We start from the raw sequence: 17,237 nt of genomic DNA on the forward strand, positions 1-17,237 counted from the left end.
TCGGAACCCCATGACCAACTACAGCCTGCGCGCACGTATGATGATCCTGATTCTGGCCCCGACGCTTTTGGTCGGTTTGCTGCTCAGCATCTTTTTCGTTGTCCATCGTTACAATGACTTACAGCGCCAGCTGGAAGATGCCGGCGCCAGTATTATTGAGCCGCTGGCGGTCTCCAGCGAGTACGGCATGAACTTCCACAGCCGGGAGTCGATTCGCCAGTTGGTCAGCGTGCTGCACCGCCGCCATTCGGATATCGTGCGTGGCATTTCGATTTACGATGACAGTAACAAGCTGTTCGTCACCTCTAATTTTCAGCATAACGCCGCTCGCCTGAAGCTACCTGACGGGGAAAAGCCCCCGAAAGATCTCACCGTGACCCGAGCAGGCGACATTATGATCCTGCGAATGCCGATCATTTCCGAAAGATATTCGCCGGATGAATCCGCTGAAACCAACGTCAAACAGAGCAACAGCACCCTCGGTTACGTCGCCATGGAGCTGGATCTCAAATCAGTTCGTCTGCAGCAGTACCGCGAGATCTTCATCTCCACATTGATGATGCTGTTCTGTATCGGTATTGCGATGCTGTTTGCCTATCGCCTGATGCGTGACGTAACAGGGCCGATCCGCAATATGGTGAATACCGTGGATCGCATTCGCCGCGGGCAGCTCGATAGCCGCGTGGAAGGGTTTATGCTGGGCGAGCTGGATATGCTGAAAAACGGCATCAACTCGATGGCAATGTCTCTGACCGCGTATCACGAAGAGATGCAGCACAACGTCGATCAGGCCACATCCGATCTGCGTGAAACCCTTGAGCAGATGGAAATTCAGAACGTGGAGCTCGATCTTGCCAAGAAGCGGGCCCAGGAAGCCGCCCGTATAAAATCTGAGTTTCTGGCAAACATGTCTCACGAGCTACGCACGCCGCTAAACGGCGTCATTGGCTTCACTCGTCTGGCTTTAAAAACCGACCTGACGCCGACCCAGCGAGACCATCTTTACACGATTGAACGTTCGGCCAACAACTTACTCACCATCATTAACGACGTGCTGGACTTCTCCAAATTAGAAGCAGGCAAGCTGCTGCTGGAATCCATTCCATTCCCGCTGCGCAACACCCTGGATGAGGTGGTGACTCTGCTGGCACATTCCGCCCACGACAAAGGCCTTGAGCTGACGCTAAACATCAAAAATGACGTGCCGGATAACGTCATTGGCGACCCACTGCGCCTGCAGCAGGTGGTCACGAATCTGGTAGGCAACGCGATTAAATTCACCGAAACCGGCAACATCGACCTGCTCGTGGAAAAACGGGCGGAAGGGAACAACAAAGTTCAGATTGAAATGCAGATCCACGACACCGGCATCGGCATTCCTGAGCAGGAACAATCTCGTCTCTTCCAGGCTTTCCGTCAGGCGGATGCCAGTATTTCACGCCGCCACGGTGGCACCGGACTGGGGCTGGTTATCACCCAGAAACTGGTGAACGAAATGGGCGGCGATATCTCCTTCCACAGCAAGCCTAATCGGGGCTCAACGTTCTGGTTCCACATCAGCCTTGACCTGAACCCGAACGCCGTGAACGACAGGCAGGTACTGGACAAGCTGGCGGGCAAACGCCTGGGCTATGTCGAGCCAAACACCACCGCCGCACAGAGCACCCTGAATTTACTGCAAAACACACCGCTGGAAGTGGTGCACAGCCCGTCGCTCTCCGGGCTGCCCGATGAGCACTATGATATTTTGCTGTGCGGAATTCCCGTCACATTTACTGAAACGCTCACGCTGGCGAACCCTAAGCTCGCGAAAGCAGTCACCATGGCAGATTGCCTGATTTTGGCACTGCCCTGCCATACCCAGGTGGGCGCAGAAGAGCTGAAACGTCAGGGCGTGGCGGGCTGCCTGTTAAAACCGATTACCTCTACGCGCTTGTTCCCGATGCTGCTGGAAAGCTGCCCGAAAGCTAATCTGGCCCTGCCGTTCGTTGAGCATAGCGATAAGCTGCCGATGGCCGTCATGGCGGTGGACGATAACCCGGCCAACCTGAAGCTGATCGGCGCTTTACTGGAAGACAGAGTTCAGCAAGTTGTACTGTGTGAAAGCGGCACTCAGGCGCTGGAGCGCGCCCGGCAAATGAACATCGACATTATCCTGATGGACATTCAGATGCCGGAAATGGATGGCATCCGCGCCTGTGAGCTGATTCGCCAGTTGCCGCACCACCAGCAAACTCCGGTGATTGCTGTCACCGCGCACGCGCTGGCGGGGCAAAAAGAGAAGCTCATGAGCGCGGGCATGAACGATTATCTCGCCAAGCCGATTGAAGAAGAAAAACTGCATCGCCTGCTGATGCGCTACCATCCGGGCAGCATCGGCCAGCTACCCGTTCAGCAGGAAGAGCCCGTGCCACCGGCGATCAACATCAATAAAACGCTGGACTGGAATCTGGCGCTGCGTCAGGCCGCCAACAAAGCCGATCTCGCCCGAGAGATGCTTGAAATGCTGCTGGAGTTTCTGCCGCAGGTGAGAAATGTCCTCGAAGAACAGCTGGTGGGCGATAAGCCCGAAGGGTTGATTGACATTGTGCACAAACTGCACGGGAGCTGCAGTTACAGCGGCGTTCCGCGCATGAAAAAGCTCTGCCAGACGCTGGAGCACGAGCTGCGCCACGGTGTATCGCCGGAGGAGATGGAGCCTGAAATTCTGGAACTCCTGGATGAGATGGACAATGTCGCACGGGAAGCGAAGAAGTATCAGATTTGAACGTAAGTCAGGTGCGAAGAGGGAATCGGCTCCCTCCTCGCGTTTAGCAAACATACTAGCCTTTAGTCATTCCGCGCCACATCACGTCAAACCCGGCAGATTTGTATTCATCCCTGCGTGAAGGGTAGCGTCCGGCAAATTCCATCGTGGTTTCGGCCAGGCCAAAGAAAATGGCGTCAGCAAATGCCGATTCAATGCCGGTCAGCACCTCGTTAGTCACGCACTCTTTCGACAGATCGCGCAGATCAGGGTAAGCCTGATAAACCTGCTCCATCGTTTCAGGCGTGATCTTGCCGGAGACCGCCAGCTGGCGCATCGCTTTGCGGGCATTGACGTTCACCAGCCCCCAGTCGATGTAATTTCCCCACACCGTTCTCGAGCGCTCTTTGCTGGGCGCATGTCGGTCATAGGTTTTCATCAGCTCGTTGCCAAGATCTTGCTTATGATGGAGATAAACGGCGTTCAGCAACTCGTCTTTGGTGGGAAAATAACGGAACAATGTCCCTTCGGCTACCCCCGCCTTTCTGGCAATTAAAGAGGTCGCCGCCCCTAATCCCAGCTCCGCTATCGCGTCGGTTGCCGCATCGAGTAATGCTAATCGTTTATCTTCACTTTTTGGACGAGCCACGGTTCCTCACAAGCCAGTTATCTGAATGGATAGGGTTTCAGCCATCGGGTACGCCGCGATCGCTGAATGTCATGTTCTTTATCATACCGTAAATTTTGTTGACGGTTGACCTTGCCTGCCTATAATGAGTGTTTACTCACTCAATAGCAATATTACCCGCACAGTTTCTAAGAGAATCTTTTATGGCTGCCGCGCATTCTGGCAAGCGTTCGTTAACCCTAAAATTCATGGTCGTGATTATGTTATTAGGCCTTACTGCCACTAGCGTTGCGCTGTTCCCGATGACTGAATTTGGCAAATTGCCGCAGGGCAGCCGTCTTGAGCGCATCCAGCAATCGCCCCAGTACCGCGACGGCAAGTTCCACAATCAGCAGGAGACGCCAATGATGACCGACAAACGCGGTCGCATTGCTGCGCTGTGGGATTTCTTTTTCGCCCGGCCAGATACGGTAAAACCCGATCGTCCTCTGCCGCTGATCAAAACCGATCTGGCTAAGCTTGATAAACAGCAGGATCTGGTAGTGTGGCTCGGCCATTCCTCCTGGTTTATCCAGCTCGGCGGCAAGCGCATTCTTATCGATCCTGTATTCAGCCACTACGCCGCACCGTTCGCCTTCCTGAACAAAGCGTTCGCGGGCGATTACCCGTGGCGAGCGGAAGATATGCCGGACATTGACACCCTGGTCATCTCTCACGATCACTGGGATCACCTGGACTACCCAACGCTGCGTGCGCTGAAGCCAAAGATTAAACAGATCGTCACGCCACTTGGCGTTGGCGCGCATTTTGAAGCCTGGGGCTTCGATCCTGCGCTCATCCACGAGCTCGACTGGCAGGAAAAAGTTTCTATTGATAACGAGTTAACAGTCCACGCCCTGCCGGCCCGTCACTTCTCTGGCCGCGGATTAACCGGCAACAAAACGCTATGGGCAAGCTTTATGTTCGTCACGCCACAGCGAAAAGTTTACTACAGCGGCGACACCGGCTACGGCCCGCACTTCAGGCAAATTGGCGAACAGTTTAGCGATATCGATCTCGCTATCATGGAAAACGGCCAGTACGACGAAGGCTGGAAGTACATCCACATGATGTCGGAAGAAGCGGCTCAGGCGACGGAAGAACTGCGAGCCAAAACCATGGTGCCGGGGCATGCTGGCCGGTTTGCTTTGGCGAATCACAGCTGGGACGAGCCTTTCCGTCGTATAGCAACCGCCAGTGCAGGCCGCAGCTATCAGCTACTAACGCCGGAAATGGGGCAAATACTGGAAGTCAGTCAATCGCGTCAGGCCTTCGATGCCTGGTGGGAATAGATTTATCAATTATCGAATGAGCAAGATGTAGAAGGAGGTGATATGTCCATGCCTAAAGATTTTATGGAATCTCTGCTTGAGTGGGTCGATGGCAATATGCAGCGCCCGCTGCGTATTGAAGAAGTCGCCAGGCAGTCCGGCTACTCGAAGTGGTACCTGCAGCGGATGTTCTCAGACTGGGCGGGGAAGAGCCTCGGCGCCTACATTCGCGAACGTAAATTGCAGTTAGCGGCAGAAGATCTGAAAAATACCGAGGACAAAATTCTCGATATCTCAGTGCGCTACGGCTTTGATTCGCAGCAATCTTTTACCCGCACGTTCGGAAAACGGTTCAACACCTCTCCCGGCGCCTACCGCCGCGAGCACGAGCAGCCGCTTAATTAAGATCTTTTCTGGGTGGGTATGCGCCGCTTACCCACCCAGCTTTCACTTACTTCAGTAACGTTGCCCACTGCTCAACCCACGGGCCGGAAACCACTTCAGGCTCTGGATGATCATTGGCGTCAATCGTCAAAACCTCTGCGATACGGGTTGCGCCCTGCTCCTGCAATAAAGCGTCAAACTGCTTGCCGCCGCCGCAGAAGTGGTCGTAATTACTGTCGCCCAGCGCAATCAATCCATAATGCAGCTCAGGCTGGTAACCCAGCTGATCTTTTATGGCCTGGAACAACGGGACAATGCTGTCCGGCAGATCGCCCTGCCCGGTCGTGGACGTTACCACCAGCGCATAATGGTTGCGGTAGTATTGCCACTCGGTCAGGTCAGGATCTTCAAACACTTTTGCCTGATGGCCGTGTTTTTTCAGAATGGTTTCGGCTTCTTCCGCCACCAGCAGCGCATTGCCGTACATCGTACCTACAAAAATACCCACTTCGGCCATCGGTAACTCCTTAAGAATTAGAGACAAGGCTTATCCTGGCAGCTCGCCGGATCACACTCACTATTTTCAACACCCGGTAGCTGACCACGCCAGCCAAATTGTGTCAGCATTTGCATCCAGGTCTCATCCAGCCCTGCTTTCAGCGTCAGCGGTTCCCCGGTGACAGGGTGGTTTAAAGAGAGCTGGCTGGCATGCAGCATCAGGCGCTGGCAACCGAAATGCTCCGCCGCACCGCGATTTTGGCGCAAATCACCATGTTTGGAATCGCCAATAATAGGATGGCGAAGATGCGCCAGATGGCGTCGGAGCTGGTGTTTGCGGCCGGTCTTTGGCTCAAGCTCCACCAGGCTGTAGCGCGCGCTTGAATAGCGCCCCACCGCCACCGGCATTTCGACCGTTGCCAGCCCGCGATAATGCGTCACTGCGGGCTGTGGCCCTTTGTCCTGATCGCTAAATTTATCGGCGATTTTATCCAGCTCTTCAACCAGCGGATAATCCAGCACGGCTTCGTCCTGCAGCCAGCCACGCACCACGGCATGGTAGCGTTTCTGCATTTGATGCTGCTCAAATTGCTGTGACAGCAGACGGCCTACTTCACTGGACAGCCCCATCAGCAGCACGCCAGAGGTTGGCCTGTCGAGGCGATGAACGGTAAAAACGTGCTGGCCAATCTGGTCGCGAATGGTTTGCATCACCACGACTTTCTCGTGCCTGTCCAGCCAGCTACGGTGAACCAGCCAGCCGGACGGTTTGTTCACTGCGACCAGCCATTCATCCTGGTAAATAATCTCCAGCATCAACCCTGTTCCGTGTCAAACAGTGCATCCAGCTCAAGCAGCACGGCAAGAAGGGGCTCCCGCACGGTATGCGTCGCATCCAGCGCCATCTCATAATAAGGGGCGATCGCAAAGGCTTCAGGCAGAGGATGCTGGCTGTCCAGGAGCGCGTGCATACGAGGGATCAGTACCCACTGCAGCCATTCGTGAGGTTGCAGCGTATCCATGCAGAAAGGCTGCGTGCTCTCAAATGCAGAGGGATCGGGAGGCAGGCCCTGCCAGAGGGAATGATCGCGCAGGATCTGCTCAATGGTGAGTAAATGGCGGCGAACCAGCGTCTGGCGCTCCATGAAAACCTCATACGTCAGTGGAAAAGAGCGGTACAGAATAACACTTCTTCGCTGCGCGTGAAAAAGGCATAAAAAAAGGGAGCACTGTTTACACAGTGCTCCCGGTTCGTTTCGCAGCTAATCCGGCTACTTTTCATGCTCCCTGCTCGTCCATGACAACTTTGTCCTCTGGTCTCCTGACCAGCAATCCATCGCCAGGGCTTCCTGCTACCATCATCCTGATGGGTGTCCAACATCATCCTGACGCTAAATCCTTGAGTCTTCCTGACCCACCGTACTCCTGTTACGGCTCTCATTCTCCGTCCTGGAGGTGTCCCTTAACTCTGCCTGAGTTATCCGTGCTTCATCTGTGAAGCCTTCCTTGTACGCCATCCCGGCGGGTTCCTTTTGTAAGAAGCGACATCATCCTAATGTCTCCTTCATTACGTCGACATCCTGTCGATGAATATAGAATCCTCTATTTGCCCGCTTGTGACAAGGGATGCAGCGGTGCTACGGGCAAAAACTTTCATTCGGAACTTTCCTAAAACAAAAGTAACCTATTGTTTTATAAAGGCATCGATAAATGAGAGTCGCTTTCATCTGCCGTCAAATGTAGCGATCTCTCACACAGCTTGTAAGAGATCTCTCACAAGACCTTGGGCGAAAAAGCTAAATCACCTGTGGCGTTAAGGCATTAAGAAAGTCAGGGAGGGAGGCGGAAAGCACGGTCCGCTGCGGGGTGCCGATTCTTTCAATCACGACTTCACCTGTCAAGTTGCATAGTGAAACGACTTCCATTTCATCTTCCGTGGTGGCTAAAAATAGCGTCGGGGATAACTTCAAACGCTTCTGCGTCACCAGGTGACCAATCAGGTTTTCCTGCACACGAACAAAGTCGTCCTCACTCCACGCCTGCAACAGCGTCAGGGCAGTATTCCCATGTACCGCGGGCATATCTCCGGCAAACTGGGTGGTGTAAAACGCCTCAACGGCAGGCTGAAGGGAAATATCCAATGCCCGCTCCACGGCGCTTAAATCCGCTTCTGGCGTAAACGGCTGGGGTTGCCAGCGAACGTCTCCCCCCGTGGTCGTCACAATACACGGCGACGGAATGCCGTATAACGCTTCACTGGCAGGCCAGCCTCCGGTTTCCTCCTGCCACTGGTCGCAAAAACGGCGGGTAAACTCTTTAAGGGCAAAGGCGGCTTCGTTCATTAATTTCTCACTCGCGTAGGCTGGGGTACAATAAAAGCCAATTGTACCTTTATCTCGGTGAAACATGTCCTACGAAAATCACCAGGCTCTTAGTGGCCTGACGCTGGGTAAGCCCACTGCTTATCAGGATCAATACCAACCATCGCTGCTGCAGGCCGTACCGCGCAGCCTTAATCGTGACCCGCTTGGCCTCCACGCCGACAGCCTGCCGTTTAGCGGCGGCGACATCTGGACGCTGTACGAACTCTCGTGGCTGAACAATAACGGCCTGCCTCAGGTTGCCGTGGGCCATGTGCAGCTGGACGCCAACAGCGTGAATCTCGTGGAGTCAAAAAGCTTTAAGCTCTACCTGAACAGCTTTAACCAGACGCGCTTTTCAGACTGGGAAACCGTCCAGGAAACGCTGAAGCGCGACCTGAGCGCCTGCGCCGAAGGCGACGTCAGCGTGGTGCTGTTCCGCCTGCGTGAGCTGGAAGGCCAGGAAATAGCAGCCTTCAGCGGAGAATGCATCGACGAGCAAGACATCACCATCGACAGCTACGACTTTAATGCCGATTACCTGCAGCAGGCCGCGGGCGATGAGATCGTGGAAGAGACGCTGGTTAGCCACTTGCTGAAGTCCAACTGCCTGATAACCCATCAGCCAGACTGGGGCTCCGTGCAAATTCGCTATCGCGGCCCGAAAATCGACCGCGAAAAATTGCTGCGCTATCTGGTCTCCTTCCGACACCACAATGAGTTTCACGAGCAGTGCGTGGAGCGCATCTTTAATGATCTGCAGCGCTTCTGTCAGCCGCACTCGCTCAGCGTTTACGCGCGCTACACGCGCCGGGGCGGGCTGGACATTAACCCGTGGCGGACGAATACCGATTTCCATCCCGCTTTTGGCCGCCTGACCCGCCAATAAGTGCGAAATAGCTCCCAGCGCCAAAAGTGAATGTGGTTTACGGGTTGTTAAAGTGAACAAGCCAGGGCTATTGTAATCTGTGAGAACGGCACTTTTCGTTCCGTAAGGAGTTCACTTGATTACACATATTAGCCCGCTTGGCTCAATGGATATGTTGTCGCAGCTGGAAGTCGATATGCTTAAACGCACCGCCAGCAGCGACCTGTATCAACTGTTTCGTAACTGCTCACTGGCGGTCCTTAATTCCGGCAGTCAAACTGACAGCAGTAAAGAGCTGCTCTCTCGTTACCAGAACTTTGACATCAATGTGTTACGCCGCGAACGTGGCGTAAAACTCGAACTGATTAATCCCCCGGAAGACGCCTTTGTTGACGGCAGAATCATCCGCGCGCTGCAGGCTAACCTGTTTGCCGTCCTGCGGGATATTCTGTTTGTTAACGGCCAAATCGCCAATGCAGGCCGTTTTCAGCATTTGAATAAAGAAAACTCTATTCATATCACCAATATGGTGTTTTCTATTTTACGAAACGCCCGTGCGCTTCACGTAGGTGAAGCACCTAACCTGGTGGTATGCTGGGGCGGCCACTCCATTAACGAAAATGAATACCTGTATGCCCGCCGCGTAGGCACTCAGCTTGGCCTGCGCGAGCTGAACATCTGTACCGGCTGCGGGCCGGGTGCGATGGAAGCGCCGATGAAAGGCGCCGCCGTAGGCCACGCCCAACAGCGCTACAAAGAAGGGCGTTTCATCGGCCTGACGGAACCTTCTATCATCGCCGCAGAACCGCCTAACCCGCTGGTCAACGAACTGATCATCATGCCGGATATTGAAAAGCGGCTTGAGGCGTTCGTGCGCATTGCCCACGGCATTATTATCTTCCCGGGCGGGGTCGGTACCGCAGAAGAGCTGCTTTACCTGTTAGGCATTCTGATGAACCCGCACAACCACGATCAGGTGCTACCGCTGATCCTGACCGGGCCGAAAGAGAGCGCTGATTACTTCCGCGTGCTGGATGAATTTATCGTTAGCACCCTGGGCGAGCAGGCGCGCCGCCATTATAAAATCATCATCGACGACGCAGCAGAAGTCGCTCGCCTGATGAAAAAGGCGATGCCGCAGGTGAAAGAGAACCGCCGTGAAACCGGAGATGCCTACGGCTTCAACTGGTCCATTCGTATTTCACCCGATCTGCAAATGCCGTTTGAACCAACCCATGAAAACATGGCTAACCTGCAGCTTTACCCGGATCAGCCTGCGGAAAAACTGGCGGCCTCACTGCGCCGGGCCTTCTCGGGCATCGTTGCCGGTAACGTGAAGGAACCAGGCATTCATGCCATCGAGAAGTACGGCCCGTACAAACTGCACGGGGATCCGGACATGATGAAACGCATGGACGTCCTGCTGCAGGGCTTTGTTGCCCAGCACCGTATGAAGCTGCCCGGCAGCGCCTATATCCCCTGTTACGAAATCGTGCGTTAACCTTCCAGGGCGGCCAACGGTCGCCCTTATTTTTATCCCCTCCACAAGCCATTTAATCGATTGCGCTCACACTTAAAAGCATAAACATTGCGACCTGAGGTAAATACTCGTTGAAAAATGCTGTTTTACGCACTTTCTTTGGCAAAAACCGAGTTATTTGGTCAGGTTTAATTTATTGCATCATCCACAAGTGTTAGGCTTCGCGCCCATAAATACCATTTTGACACTCATGAACAGACTGTTATGCGGATTTGTCGCTTAACAAACGTAGATTATCGCATTTGGGATCGCGATCACTGATACATGGATGACATAAATGTATCTTTCCGCCCGCCGATAGTTACGGGCCACAACTACTACAAAAACGCCCCCGGCCAGAATTTAGTTTCAGCAGTTAAGGCACACACATCGCTTTAACCGCGAATTTTTAAACATTGCACGAAACATTCCTTTGGAGATGTAAATGGAAACCACTCAAACCGGCAGTATTGTCTCTGCTGAGAAAAAAGGCGCATGGCGCAAGACCGACACCATGTGGATGCTGGGCCTGTACGGCACGGCTATCGGTGCAGGCGTCCTGTTCCTGCCAATCAACGCCGGCGTTGGTGGCCTGATCCCGCTGTTCATCATGGCGATTCTGGCTTTCCCAATGACTTTCTTCGCACACCGCGGTATGACCCGCTTCGTACTCTCAGGTAAAAACCCGGGCGAAGACATCACCGAAGTTGTAGAAGAGCACTTCGGTGTCGGCGCAGGTAAGCTGATCACCCTGCTGTACTTCTTTGCTATCTACCCGATTTTGCTGGTTTACAGCGTGGCTATCACCAACACCGTGGACAGCTTCATTACCCACCAGTTGGGCATGACTGCGCCACCACGCGCTATCCTTTCCCTGATCCTGATCGTCGGCATGATGACCATCGTGCGCTTCGGCGAGCAGATGATCGTCAAAGCGATGAGCATCCTGGTGTTCCCGTTCGTAGCGGCTCTGATGGTTCTGGCGTTGTACCTGATCCCTAACTGGAGCGGTGCGGCATTTGAAACCCTGTCCTTCAGTGCAACCCCGGCAACCGGCAGCGGCCTGTGGATGACCCTGTGGCTGGCAATTCCGGTCATGGTGTTCTCCTTCAACCATTCCCCGATCATCTCCTCTTTCGCGGTAGCGAAGCGTGAAGAGTACGGCGATGGCGCAGAGAAAAAATGCTCCAGCATCCTGGCTCGCGCTCACATCATGATGGTACTGACCGTGATGTTCTTCGTGTTCAGCTGCGTGCTGAGCCTGAGCCCAGCCGACCTGGCTGCGGCAAAAGCGCAGAACATCTCTATTCTGTCTTACCTGGCGAACCACTTTAATGCACCAGTTATTGCCTGGATGGCACCAATCATTGCAATGATTGCCATCACCAAATCCTTCCTCGGCCACTACCTCGGCGCACGTGAAGGCTTTAACGGTATGGTCATTAAGTCTCTGCGCGGCAAAGGCAAAAGCATTGAAATCGGTAAACTGAACAAAATTACCGCGCTGTTCATGCTGGTGACAACCTGGGCAGTGGCGACCCTGAACCCAAGCATCCTCGGGATGATTGAAACCCTGGGCGGCCCGGTTATTGCGATGATTCTGTTCCTGATGCCGATGTACGCCATTCAGAAAGTCCCGGCGATGCGTAAGTACAGCGGCCATATCAGCAACGTATTCGTTGTAGTGATGGGTCTGATTGCAATCTCCGCTATCTTCTACTCGCTGTTCAGCTAAGCAAGCTAAAGAGTCGCCCGCCTGGGCGACTCTCTTCTCCCAAGTCACTTACGCAGGGAAATCTTATGATTAGCGTATTCGACATTTTCAAAATTGGTATTGGCCCCTCCAGCTCCCATACCGTTGGCCCAATGAAGGCCGGTAAACAGTTTTCCGATGACCTGATTGAGCAAGGGATCCTGCGCGACGTCACCCGCGTTGTCGTGGACGTTTATGGCTCGCTATCCCTGACCGGTAAGGGCCACCATACCGATATTGCGATTATCATGGGCCTGGCGGGCAACCTGCCGGATACCGTAGATATCGATGCTATTCCGCACTTCATTCAGGATGTAAACACCCACGGGCGTCTGCTGCTGGCAAACGGCCAGCACGAAGTTGAGTTCCCGGTGGACTGCTGCATGAACTTCCATGCCGACAACCTGGCGCTCCACGAAAATGGCATGCGTATAACCGCGCTGGCAGGCGATAAGGTTTTGTATTCCCAAACCTATTACTCTATCGGCGGCGGCTTTATCGTTGATGAAGCACATTTTGGCGCACAGAGTGAAAACCCAATCAGCGTGCCGTATCCGTACAAAAACGCGGCGGACCTGCAGAAACACTGCCGTGAAACGGGCCTGTCGCTTTCCGGCCTGATGATGCAGAACGAACGTGCCCTGCACAGCCAGGAAGAGATCGACGCCCACTTCGCAGCGGTCTGGGAAGTGATGAGCAACGGCATTGAACGTGGTATCACCACCGAAGGCGTGCTGCCGGGCAAAATGCGCGTTCCGCGTCGGGCGGCTGCGCTGCGCCGCATGCTGGTCACCACCGATAAGAACAACTCAGATCCGATGGCCGTTGTGGACTGGATCAATATGTTCGCCCTGGCGGTAAACGAAGAAAACGCCGCCGGTGGCCGCGTAGTCACCGCGCCAACGAACGGCGCCTGCGGAATTGTTCCGGCGGTTCTGGCCTATTACGACAAGTTTATCCGTCAGGTAAACGCCAACTCCTGCGCCCGCTATTTCCTGGCCGCCGGTGCCATCGGTTCCCTGTACAAGATGAACGCCTCTATTTCCGGGGCGGAAGTCGGCTGTCAGGGTGAAGTAGGCGTCGCTTGTTCGATGGCGGCCGCAGGGCTTGCCGAGCTGCTGGGCGGTAGCCCGACTCAGGTCTGCATCGCCGCGGAAATCGGCATGGAGCATAACCTGGGATTAACGTGTGACCCGGTGGCCGGTCAGGTACAGGTTCCTTGTATCGAACGTAACGCCATTGCGGCAGTTAAAGCCGTGAACGCCGCACGTATGGCAATGCGCCGCACCAGCGAACCGCGCGTCTGCCTGGATAAGGTTATCGAGACGATGTATGAGACGGGCAAGGACATGAACGCCAAGTATCGCGAAACGTCTCGCGGTGGCCTGGCGCTAAAAATTGTCGCCTGTGACTAAAAAGAGAGAAAACACGCTTTCCCTCTTTATCAGCGAAAAAAAGGCTCCCCGTCGGGAGCCTTTTTCTTACAGCGCCGCTTTCAAGCGCTTCACGGCTTCAGCCAGCCGATCGTCGGTTGCGGTAGCGTAAGAGAAACGCAGCGTGCGTTTATCAGCATGATCGCTAAAGAAGAACTCTCCCGGCACATACACCACGCCTTTCTCCAGCGTTTTTTGTAGCCATGCCGTGGTATCGAAGTCGTAGCGGAAAGACGCCCAAAGGAACATCCCGCCCTGCGGCTGGTTGAAAATAATGTGCTCGCCTAGCTCTTCTTCCAGCAGACGCGACAGCGTCTGGCACTTCTGCTTATAAGCCTCACGGATCAGTTCAATCTGCGGCTCAAGGCGCCCCAGTTTCAGATAGGCCGCCGCCAGCGCCTGAGTAAAGGAGTTAGCGTGCAAATCAGTCGCCTGCTTAATGATGGCAACCTTCTGCTTCATCCACTCCGGCAGAATAATCCAGCCTACACGCAGCCCCGGTGCCAGAATTTTTGAGAACGTTGAGGTATAGACCACATGGTCTTCATGCCCTAACTCTTTGGCAACCTGAATCAGGGTCTTCTCGCGGCGATCGGTAAAGCTAATGGCACCATACGGATCGTCTTCGATAATCACAAAATCATATTCAGCAGCCAGCTTCACCAGCTTCTCACGACGCTCAGCGCTGAGCGTTGTACCGCTTGGGTTCCCAAAAGTTGGCACCAGATAAACGCCTTTAACGCGCGTGGTTTTCAGCAAAGCTTCAAGTTCATCGACAATCATGCCGTGCTCATCCCCACCCACTGACTCAACCTTCGCTGCGGTCAGGCTCAGGATCTGCAGCGTGGCAAGGTAGGTAGGACGCTCAACCACAAAAACATCTCCTTCGTCCGCGAGGGCTCGAATCAAAAGATCCAGTGCCTGCTGCGAACCGGAGGTGATCAGCAACTGGTCACTGCGCGTGGCGATCCCGCGCGCCTTGCACAGCTCAACCAGCTGGTCGCGCAGCTCGGTATTGCCTTCGGTCAGGCCATACTGAAAAGCATCGTTAAAATTCTCTTCCAAAACTTTACGGGTCGCCAGCTCGAGCCCTTGTTTGTCAAACAGCTCGCTGGAAGGAATGCCGCCCGCCAGTGAAATCACGCCGGGCATTTTGCTGTGCTTAAGGAGTTCGCGGATGGCCGAGGGTTGCAGGTTTTGAATGCGTTGCGCGAGATGTTGGGTATTACTCATATTGATATTCTCTATTTTTATATTCGTTAGAAATATACATAGCCCGCTAACAACTACGCAATGGCTTTCCACCCTGAGCCCATAAGGTTTTTGCGAGAGGCATTCCTGAATTCTGCGATGAGAATAGCTCATCATGGCAGGAAGTGTTAGGGTAAGCCCATCAGAGTGACGAGTTAATTTCTTATGGCTATTCATTTACTTATCGTCGATGCCCTGAACCTGATCCGCCGCATACATGCGGTGCAGGGTTCGCCTTGCGTCGACACATGTCTGCATGCGCTCGACCAGCTTATCGGCCACAGCCAGCCCACTCACGCGGTGGCGGTGTTCGATGACGAAGAGCGGCGCGAAGGCTGGCGGCATCAGGTTCTGCCCGACTACAAGGCCGGGCGCTCCCCCATGCCGGACGAACTGCATGCCGAAATGCCGGCTCTGCGCGAAGCATTTATTCGCCGGGGTGTACAGTGCTGGCATTCAAAGGGCAATGAAGCGGACGACCTTGCGGCCACGCTGGCGGTAAAAGTTGCCTCCGGCGGCCATCGGGCAACAATTGTTTCTACCGACAAAGGCTATTGCCAGTTGCTGGCCCCGACGCTGCAAATTCGTGACTACTTCCAAAAACGCTGGCTGGACGCACCTTTCATTGCCCAGGAATATGGCGTACAGCCAGGGCAACTGGGAGACTTTTGGGGGCTGGCGGGCATTAGCAGCAGCAAAATCCCCGGAGTGCCCGGTATCGGGCCTAAAAGCGCCACACAGCTGATTAACCAGTTTTCGGACCTGGAAACGCTGTATCAGCGTCTGGATGAAGTACCGGAGAAATGGCGCAAGAAGCTGGCGCAGCACAGAGAAAGCGCTTTTGTCAGTCGCCAGGTGGCAAGGTTACAAACGGATTTACAGCTCGACGGGAACTTACAGCAGCTAAGGCTGCCGGGGACTTCTCCTTCTACCTGAAGAAGAGAAAGCCCCTCACCGAGAACAGGCGAGGGGCAACACCATCAGCGTTCGTCGCGACGACCACCCACGGCCGCCCACCAGCGTCGGATATGCACGGTCACTTCTTCGCGATCGTGGTAGAGCTGGCGGGCTTTAATTTCAGCGTTAATACCGTTGCTTTCAAGTATTTCACGGATCTGCGCCAGATTTTGCGATACCTCTTCGTAGCGCTTTTTCATCGGCAGTTTAAGGTTGAAAATCGTCTCACGGCACCAGCCGTTCACCAGCCAGGTTGCCATTAAATGGGCCACTTTCGCCGGTTTTTCTACCATGTCACAGACCATCCACGAGATGTTGGTGCGGGTCGGACGGTACTTAAAGCCGTCTTCACGCAGCCAGGTCACCTGCCCGGTGTCCATCAGGCTCTGCGCCATTGGGCCGTTATCGACGGATGAAACCCACATATTGCGTTTCACCAGCTGATAGGTCCAGCCGCCCGGGCAGGCGCCCAGGTCCACGGCGTACATGCCGTTAGCCAGGCGTTCGTCCCACTCGTCGGCGGGAATAAAAATGTGAAATGCCTCTTCCAGCTTCAGCGTGGAGCGGCTTGGCGCATCCGCCGGGAACTTGAGACGCGGGATGCCCATATAGAACGGCGAATTGTTGGTGGTGTAGGAGTACCCCGTGTAGCAGCAGCCGGGCGCAATAAAGAACACATGCACAACAGGGCGCTTCGGCGTTTCGTAGTTGGTCAGCACCCCGGCTTCACGCAGGCTGGCCCGGAGCGGCACGGTAAACTTACGGCAGAACTTCATCAGCTCTTTGCTTTCGTTGGTGTCGGCTACTTCAACCCGCAGGTCGCCGCCCTTCTCCACCACGCCCTGCAGCATGCCGACAATAGGCGTGATGCGATCTTCCGGCGGCAAATCTTTTAGCAGCTCCCCGGCAACAAACATCTGGCGGGCAAAAATCAGGTCACTGAACGGCAGCTCGCGAGCCAGTTTTTCCGCCTCTTCTGGCTGATAGCATTCAAACACGACATAGCCGCTCTGCTCTTTGACGCGGGCAAAACCATAGACGCCGCGCTGACCGGCTTTGTCGGTTATCTCTGCCGCACACTCTTTCTCGAATCCCTGGCGGCAGTACAAAATCACTTTATTCATGGCTTACGCCCTTACGTTTCAGGCGCACAGCACCAATTAACATCAATATCCAGCCGGCCAGGAAGCTGACGCCGCCCACCGGGGTAACAAACGCCCACAGCCGCAAATGCGACAGGGCCAGGCAGTAAAGACTGCCGCTAAACAGTACGGTACCCAGCGCCATAAAGACGCTGCTCCAGTAGAACCAGATGCTGATCCGGCGCTGCATCGCAACCGCAAGGCCAAAAATAGCGAGCGTGTGAAACGCCTGATACTCAAGCCCGGTCTGGATCCACCCCATCTCCGCAACACCCAGAGACTTGCTTAATACGTGCGCCCCAAAGGCGCCCAGGGCAACAAAAACAAAACCGCTGATGGCGGCAAAAATCAGCATGAATCGGCTGGTCATGGTGTAACCCTAAAGTAA

The 17,237-nt window shown here is 54.5% G+C and carries 16 protein-coding genes; 8 read left to right on the forward strand and 8 right to left on the reverse strand.

Annotation, left to right across the window (positions count from 1 at the left end; genetic code table 11):
* Positions 1 to 10 precede the first annotated feature (10 nt).
* A complete protein-coding gene (locus VW41_19170) occupies positions 11 to 2,767 on the forward strand; it encodes a histidine kinase (protein AJZ90980.1) in 2,757 nt (918 codons plus the stop codon).
* Positions 2,768 to 2,822: 55 nt separating this feature from the next.
* Here the strand turns inward: VW41_19170 and VW41_19175 are convergent, their stop codons facing one another.
* On the reverse strand, positions 2,823 to 3,395 hold the full coding sequence (locus VW41_19175; GenBank protein ID AJZ90981.1) for a TetR family transcriptional regulator: 573 nt from the start codon (positions 3,393 to 3,395) through the stop codon (positions 2,823 to 2,825).
* A 182-nt stretch (positions 3,396 to 3,577) separates the two neighbouring features.
* Between VW41_19175 and VW41_19180 the strand changes: the two genes are divergently transcribed.
* Together VW41_19180 and VW41_19185 are read left to right on the forward strand one after the other, a co-directional pair.
* Positions 3,578 to 4,705 carry a beta-lactamase gene (locus VW41_19180; protein AJZ90982.1) on the forward strand — a complete coding sequence of 376 codons (1,128 nt, stop codon included), beginning with the start codon at positions 3,578 to 3,580 and terminating at the stop codon, positions 4,703 to 4,705.
* Positions 4,706 to 4,747: 42 nt separating this feature from the next.
* Complete coding sequence (locus VW41_19185; protein AJZ90983.1) at positions 4,748 to 5,089, forward strand: transcriptional regulator; 342 nt, start codon at positions 4,748 to 4,750, stop codon at positions 5,087 to 5,089.
* A 46-nt stretch (positions 5,090 to 5,135) separates the two neighbouring features.
* Here VW41_19185 and VW41_19190 read toward each other — a convergent pair whose 3' ends face one another.
* The 4 genes from VW41_19190 to VW41_19205 form a co-directional block, all read right to left on the reverse strand.
* Positions 5,136 to 5,585, reverse strand: a complete 450-nt coding sequence (locus VW41_19190) for a flavodoxin (protein ID AJZ90984.1) — start codon at positions 5,583 to 5,585, stop codon at positions 5,136 to 5,138.
* A 17-nt stretch (positions 5,586 to 5,602) separates the two neighbouring features.
* Complete coding sequence (locus tag VW41_19195; protein ID AJZ90985.1) at positions 5,603 to 6,382, reverse strand: tRNA pseudouridine synthase C; 780 nt, start codon at positions 6,380 to 6,382, stop codon at positions 5,603 to 5,605.
* A complete protein-coding gene (locus VW41_19200) occupies positions 6,382 to 6,711 on the reverse strand; it encodes a hypothetical protein (protein AJZ90986.1) in 330 nt (109 codons plus the stop codon). Before VW41_19200 ends, VW41_19195 begins: the two co-directional genes overlap by 1 nt.
* 651 nt (positions 6,712 to 7,362) lie before the next feature.
* On the reverse strand, positions 7,363 to 7,908 hold the full coding sequence (locus tag VW41_19205; protein ID AJZ90987.1) for a secretion protein: 546 nt from the start codon (positions 7,906 to 7,908) through the stop codon (positions 7,363 to 7,365).
* 64 nt (positions 7,909 to 7,972) lie between these two features.
* Here VW41_19205 and queF point away from each other — a divergent pair, with 64 nt between their 5' ends.
* From queF to VW41_19225, 4 genes are all read left to right on the forward strand, one after another.
* On the forward strand, positions 7,973 to 8,815 hold the full coding sequence (queF, locus tag VW41_19210) for a 7-cyano-7-deazaguanine reductase (protein AJZ90988.1): 843 nt from the start codon (positions 7,973 to 7,975) through the stop codon (positions 8,813 to 8,815).
* A 115-nt stretch (positions 8,816 to 8,930) separates the two neighbouring features.
* Positions 8,931 to 10,295, forward strand: coding sequence for an LOG family protein (locus VW41_19215; protein ID AJZ90989.1), 1,365 nt, complete (start codon positions 8,931 to 8,933; stop codon positions 10,293 to 10,295).
* Between the two features lie 463 nt (positions 10,296 to 10,758).
* Complete coding sequence (locus VW41_19220; GenBank protein AJZ90990.1) at positions 10,759 to 12,048, forward strand: serine/threonine protein kinase; 1,290 nt, start codon at positions 10,759 to 10,761, stop codon at positions 12,046 to 12,048.
* 65 nt (positions 12,049 to 12,113) lie between these two features.
* Complete coding sequence (locus VW41_19225; GenBank protein AJZ90991.1) at positions 12,114 to 13,481, forward strand: serine dehydratase; 1,368 nt, start codon at positions 12,114 to 12,116, stop codon at positions 13,479 to 13,481.
* Positions 13,482 to 13,547: 66 nt separating this feature from the next.
* Here the strand turns inward: VW41_19225 and VW41_19230 are convergent, their stop codons facing one another.
* The gene (locus tag VW41_19230) at positions 13,548 to 14,732 is read right to left on the reverse strand and encodes a GntR family transcriptional regulator (protein ID AJZ90992.1); all 1,185 of its coding nucleotides are present in this window, start codon (positions 14,730 to 14,732) and stop codon (positions 13,548 to 13,550) included.
* A 183-nt stretch (positions 14,733 to 14,915) separates the two neighbouring features.
* Between VW41_19230 and VW41_19235 the strand changes: the two genes are divergently transcribed.
* Positions 14,916 to 15,686 (forward strand): flap endonuclease-like protein, encoded by a 771-nt coding sequence (locus tag VW41_19235; GenBank protein ID AJZ90993.1) that lies wholly within the window; start codon positions 14,916 to 14,918, stop codon positions 15,684 to 15,686.
* A 44-nt stretch (positions 15,687 to 15,730) separates the two neighbouring features.
* Here the strand turns inward: VW41_19235 and VW41_19240 are convergent, their stop codons facing one another.
* Positions 15,731 to 16,831 (reverse strand): 23S rRNA methyltransferase, encoded by a 1,101-nt coding sequence (locus VW41_19240; GenBank protein ID AJZ90994.1) that lies wholly within the window; start codon positions 16,829 to 16,831, stop codon positions 15,731 to 15,733.
* Positions 16,824 to 17,219 carry a hypothetical protein gene (locus VW41_19245; GenBank protein ID AJZ90995.1) on the reverse strand — a complete coding sequence of 132 codons (396 nt, stop codon included), beginning with the start codon at positions 17,217 to 17,219 and terminating at the stop codon, positions 16,824 to 16,826. Before VW41_19245 ends, VW41_19240 begins: the two co-directional genes overlap by 8 nt.
* Between the last annotated feature and the right edge of the window lie 18 nt (positions 17,220 to 17,237).

Source organism: Klebsiella michiganensis (assembly GCA_000963575.1).
In the GTDB taxonomy this organism is placed as follows: Bacteria; Pseudomonadota; Gammaproteobacteria; order Enterobacterales; family Enterobacteriaceae; genus Cedecea; species Cedecea michiganensis_A.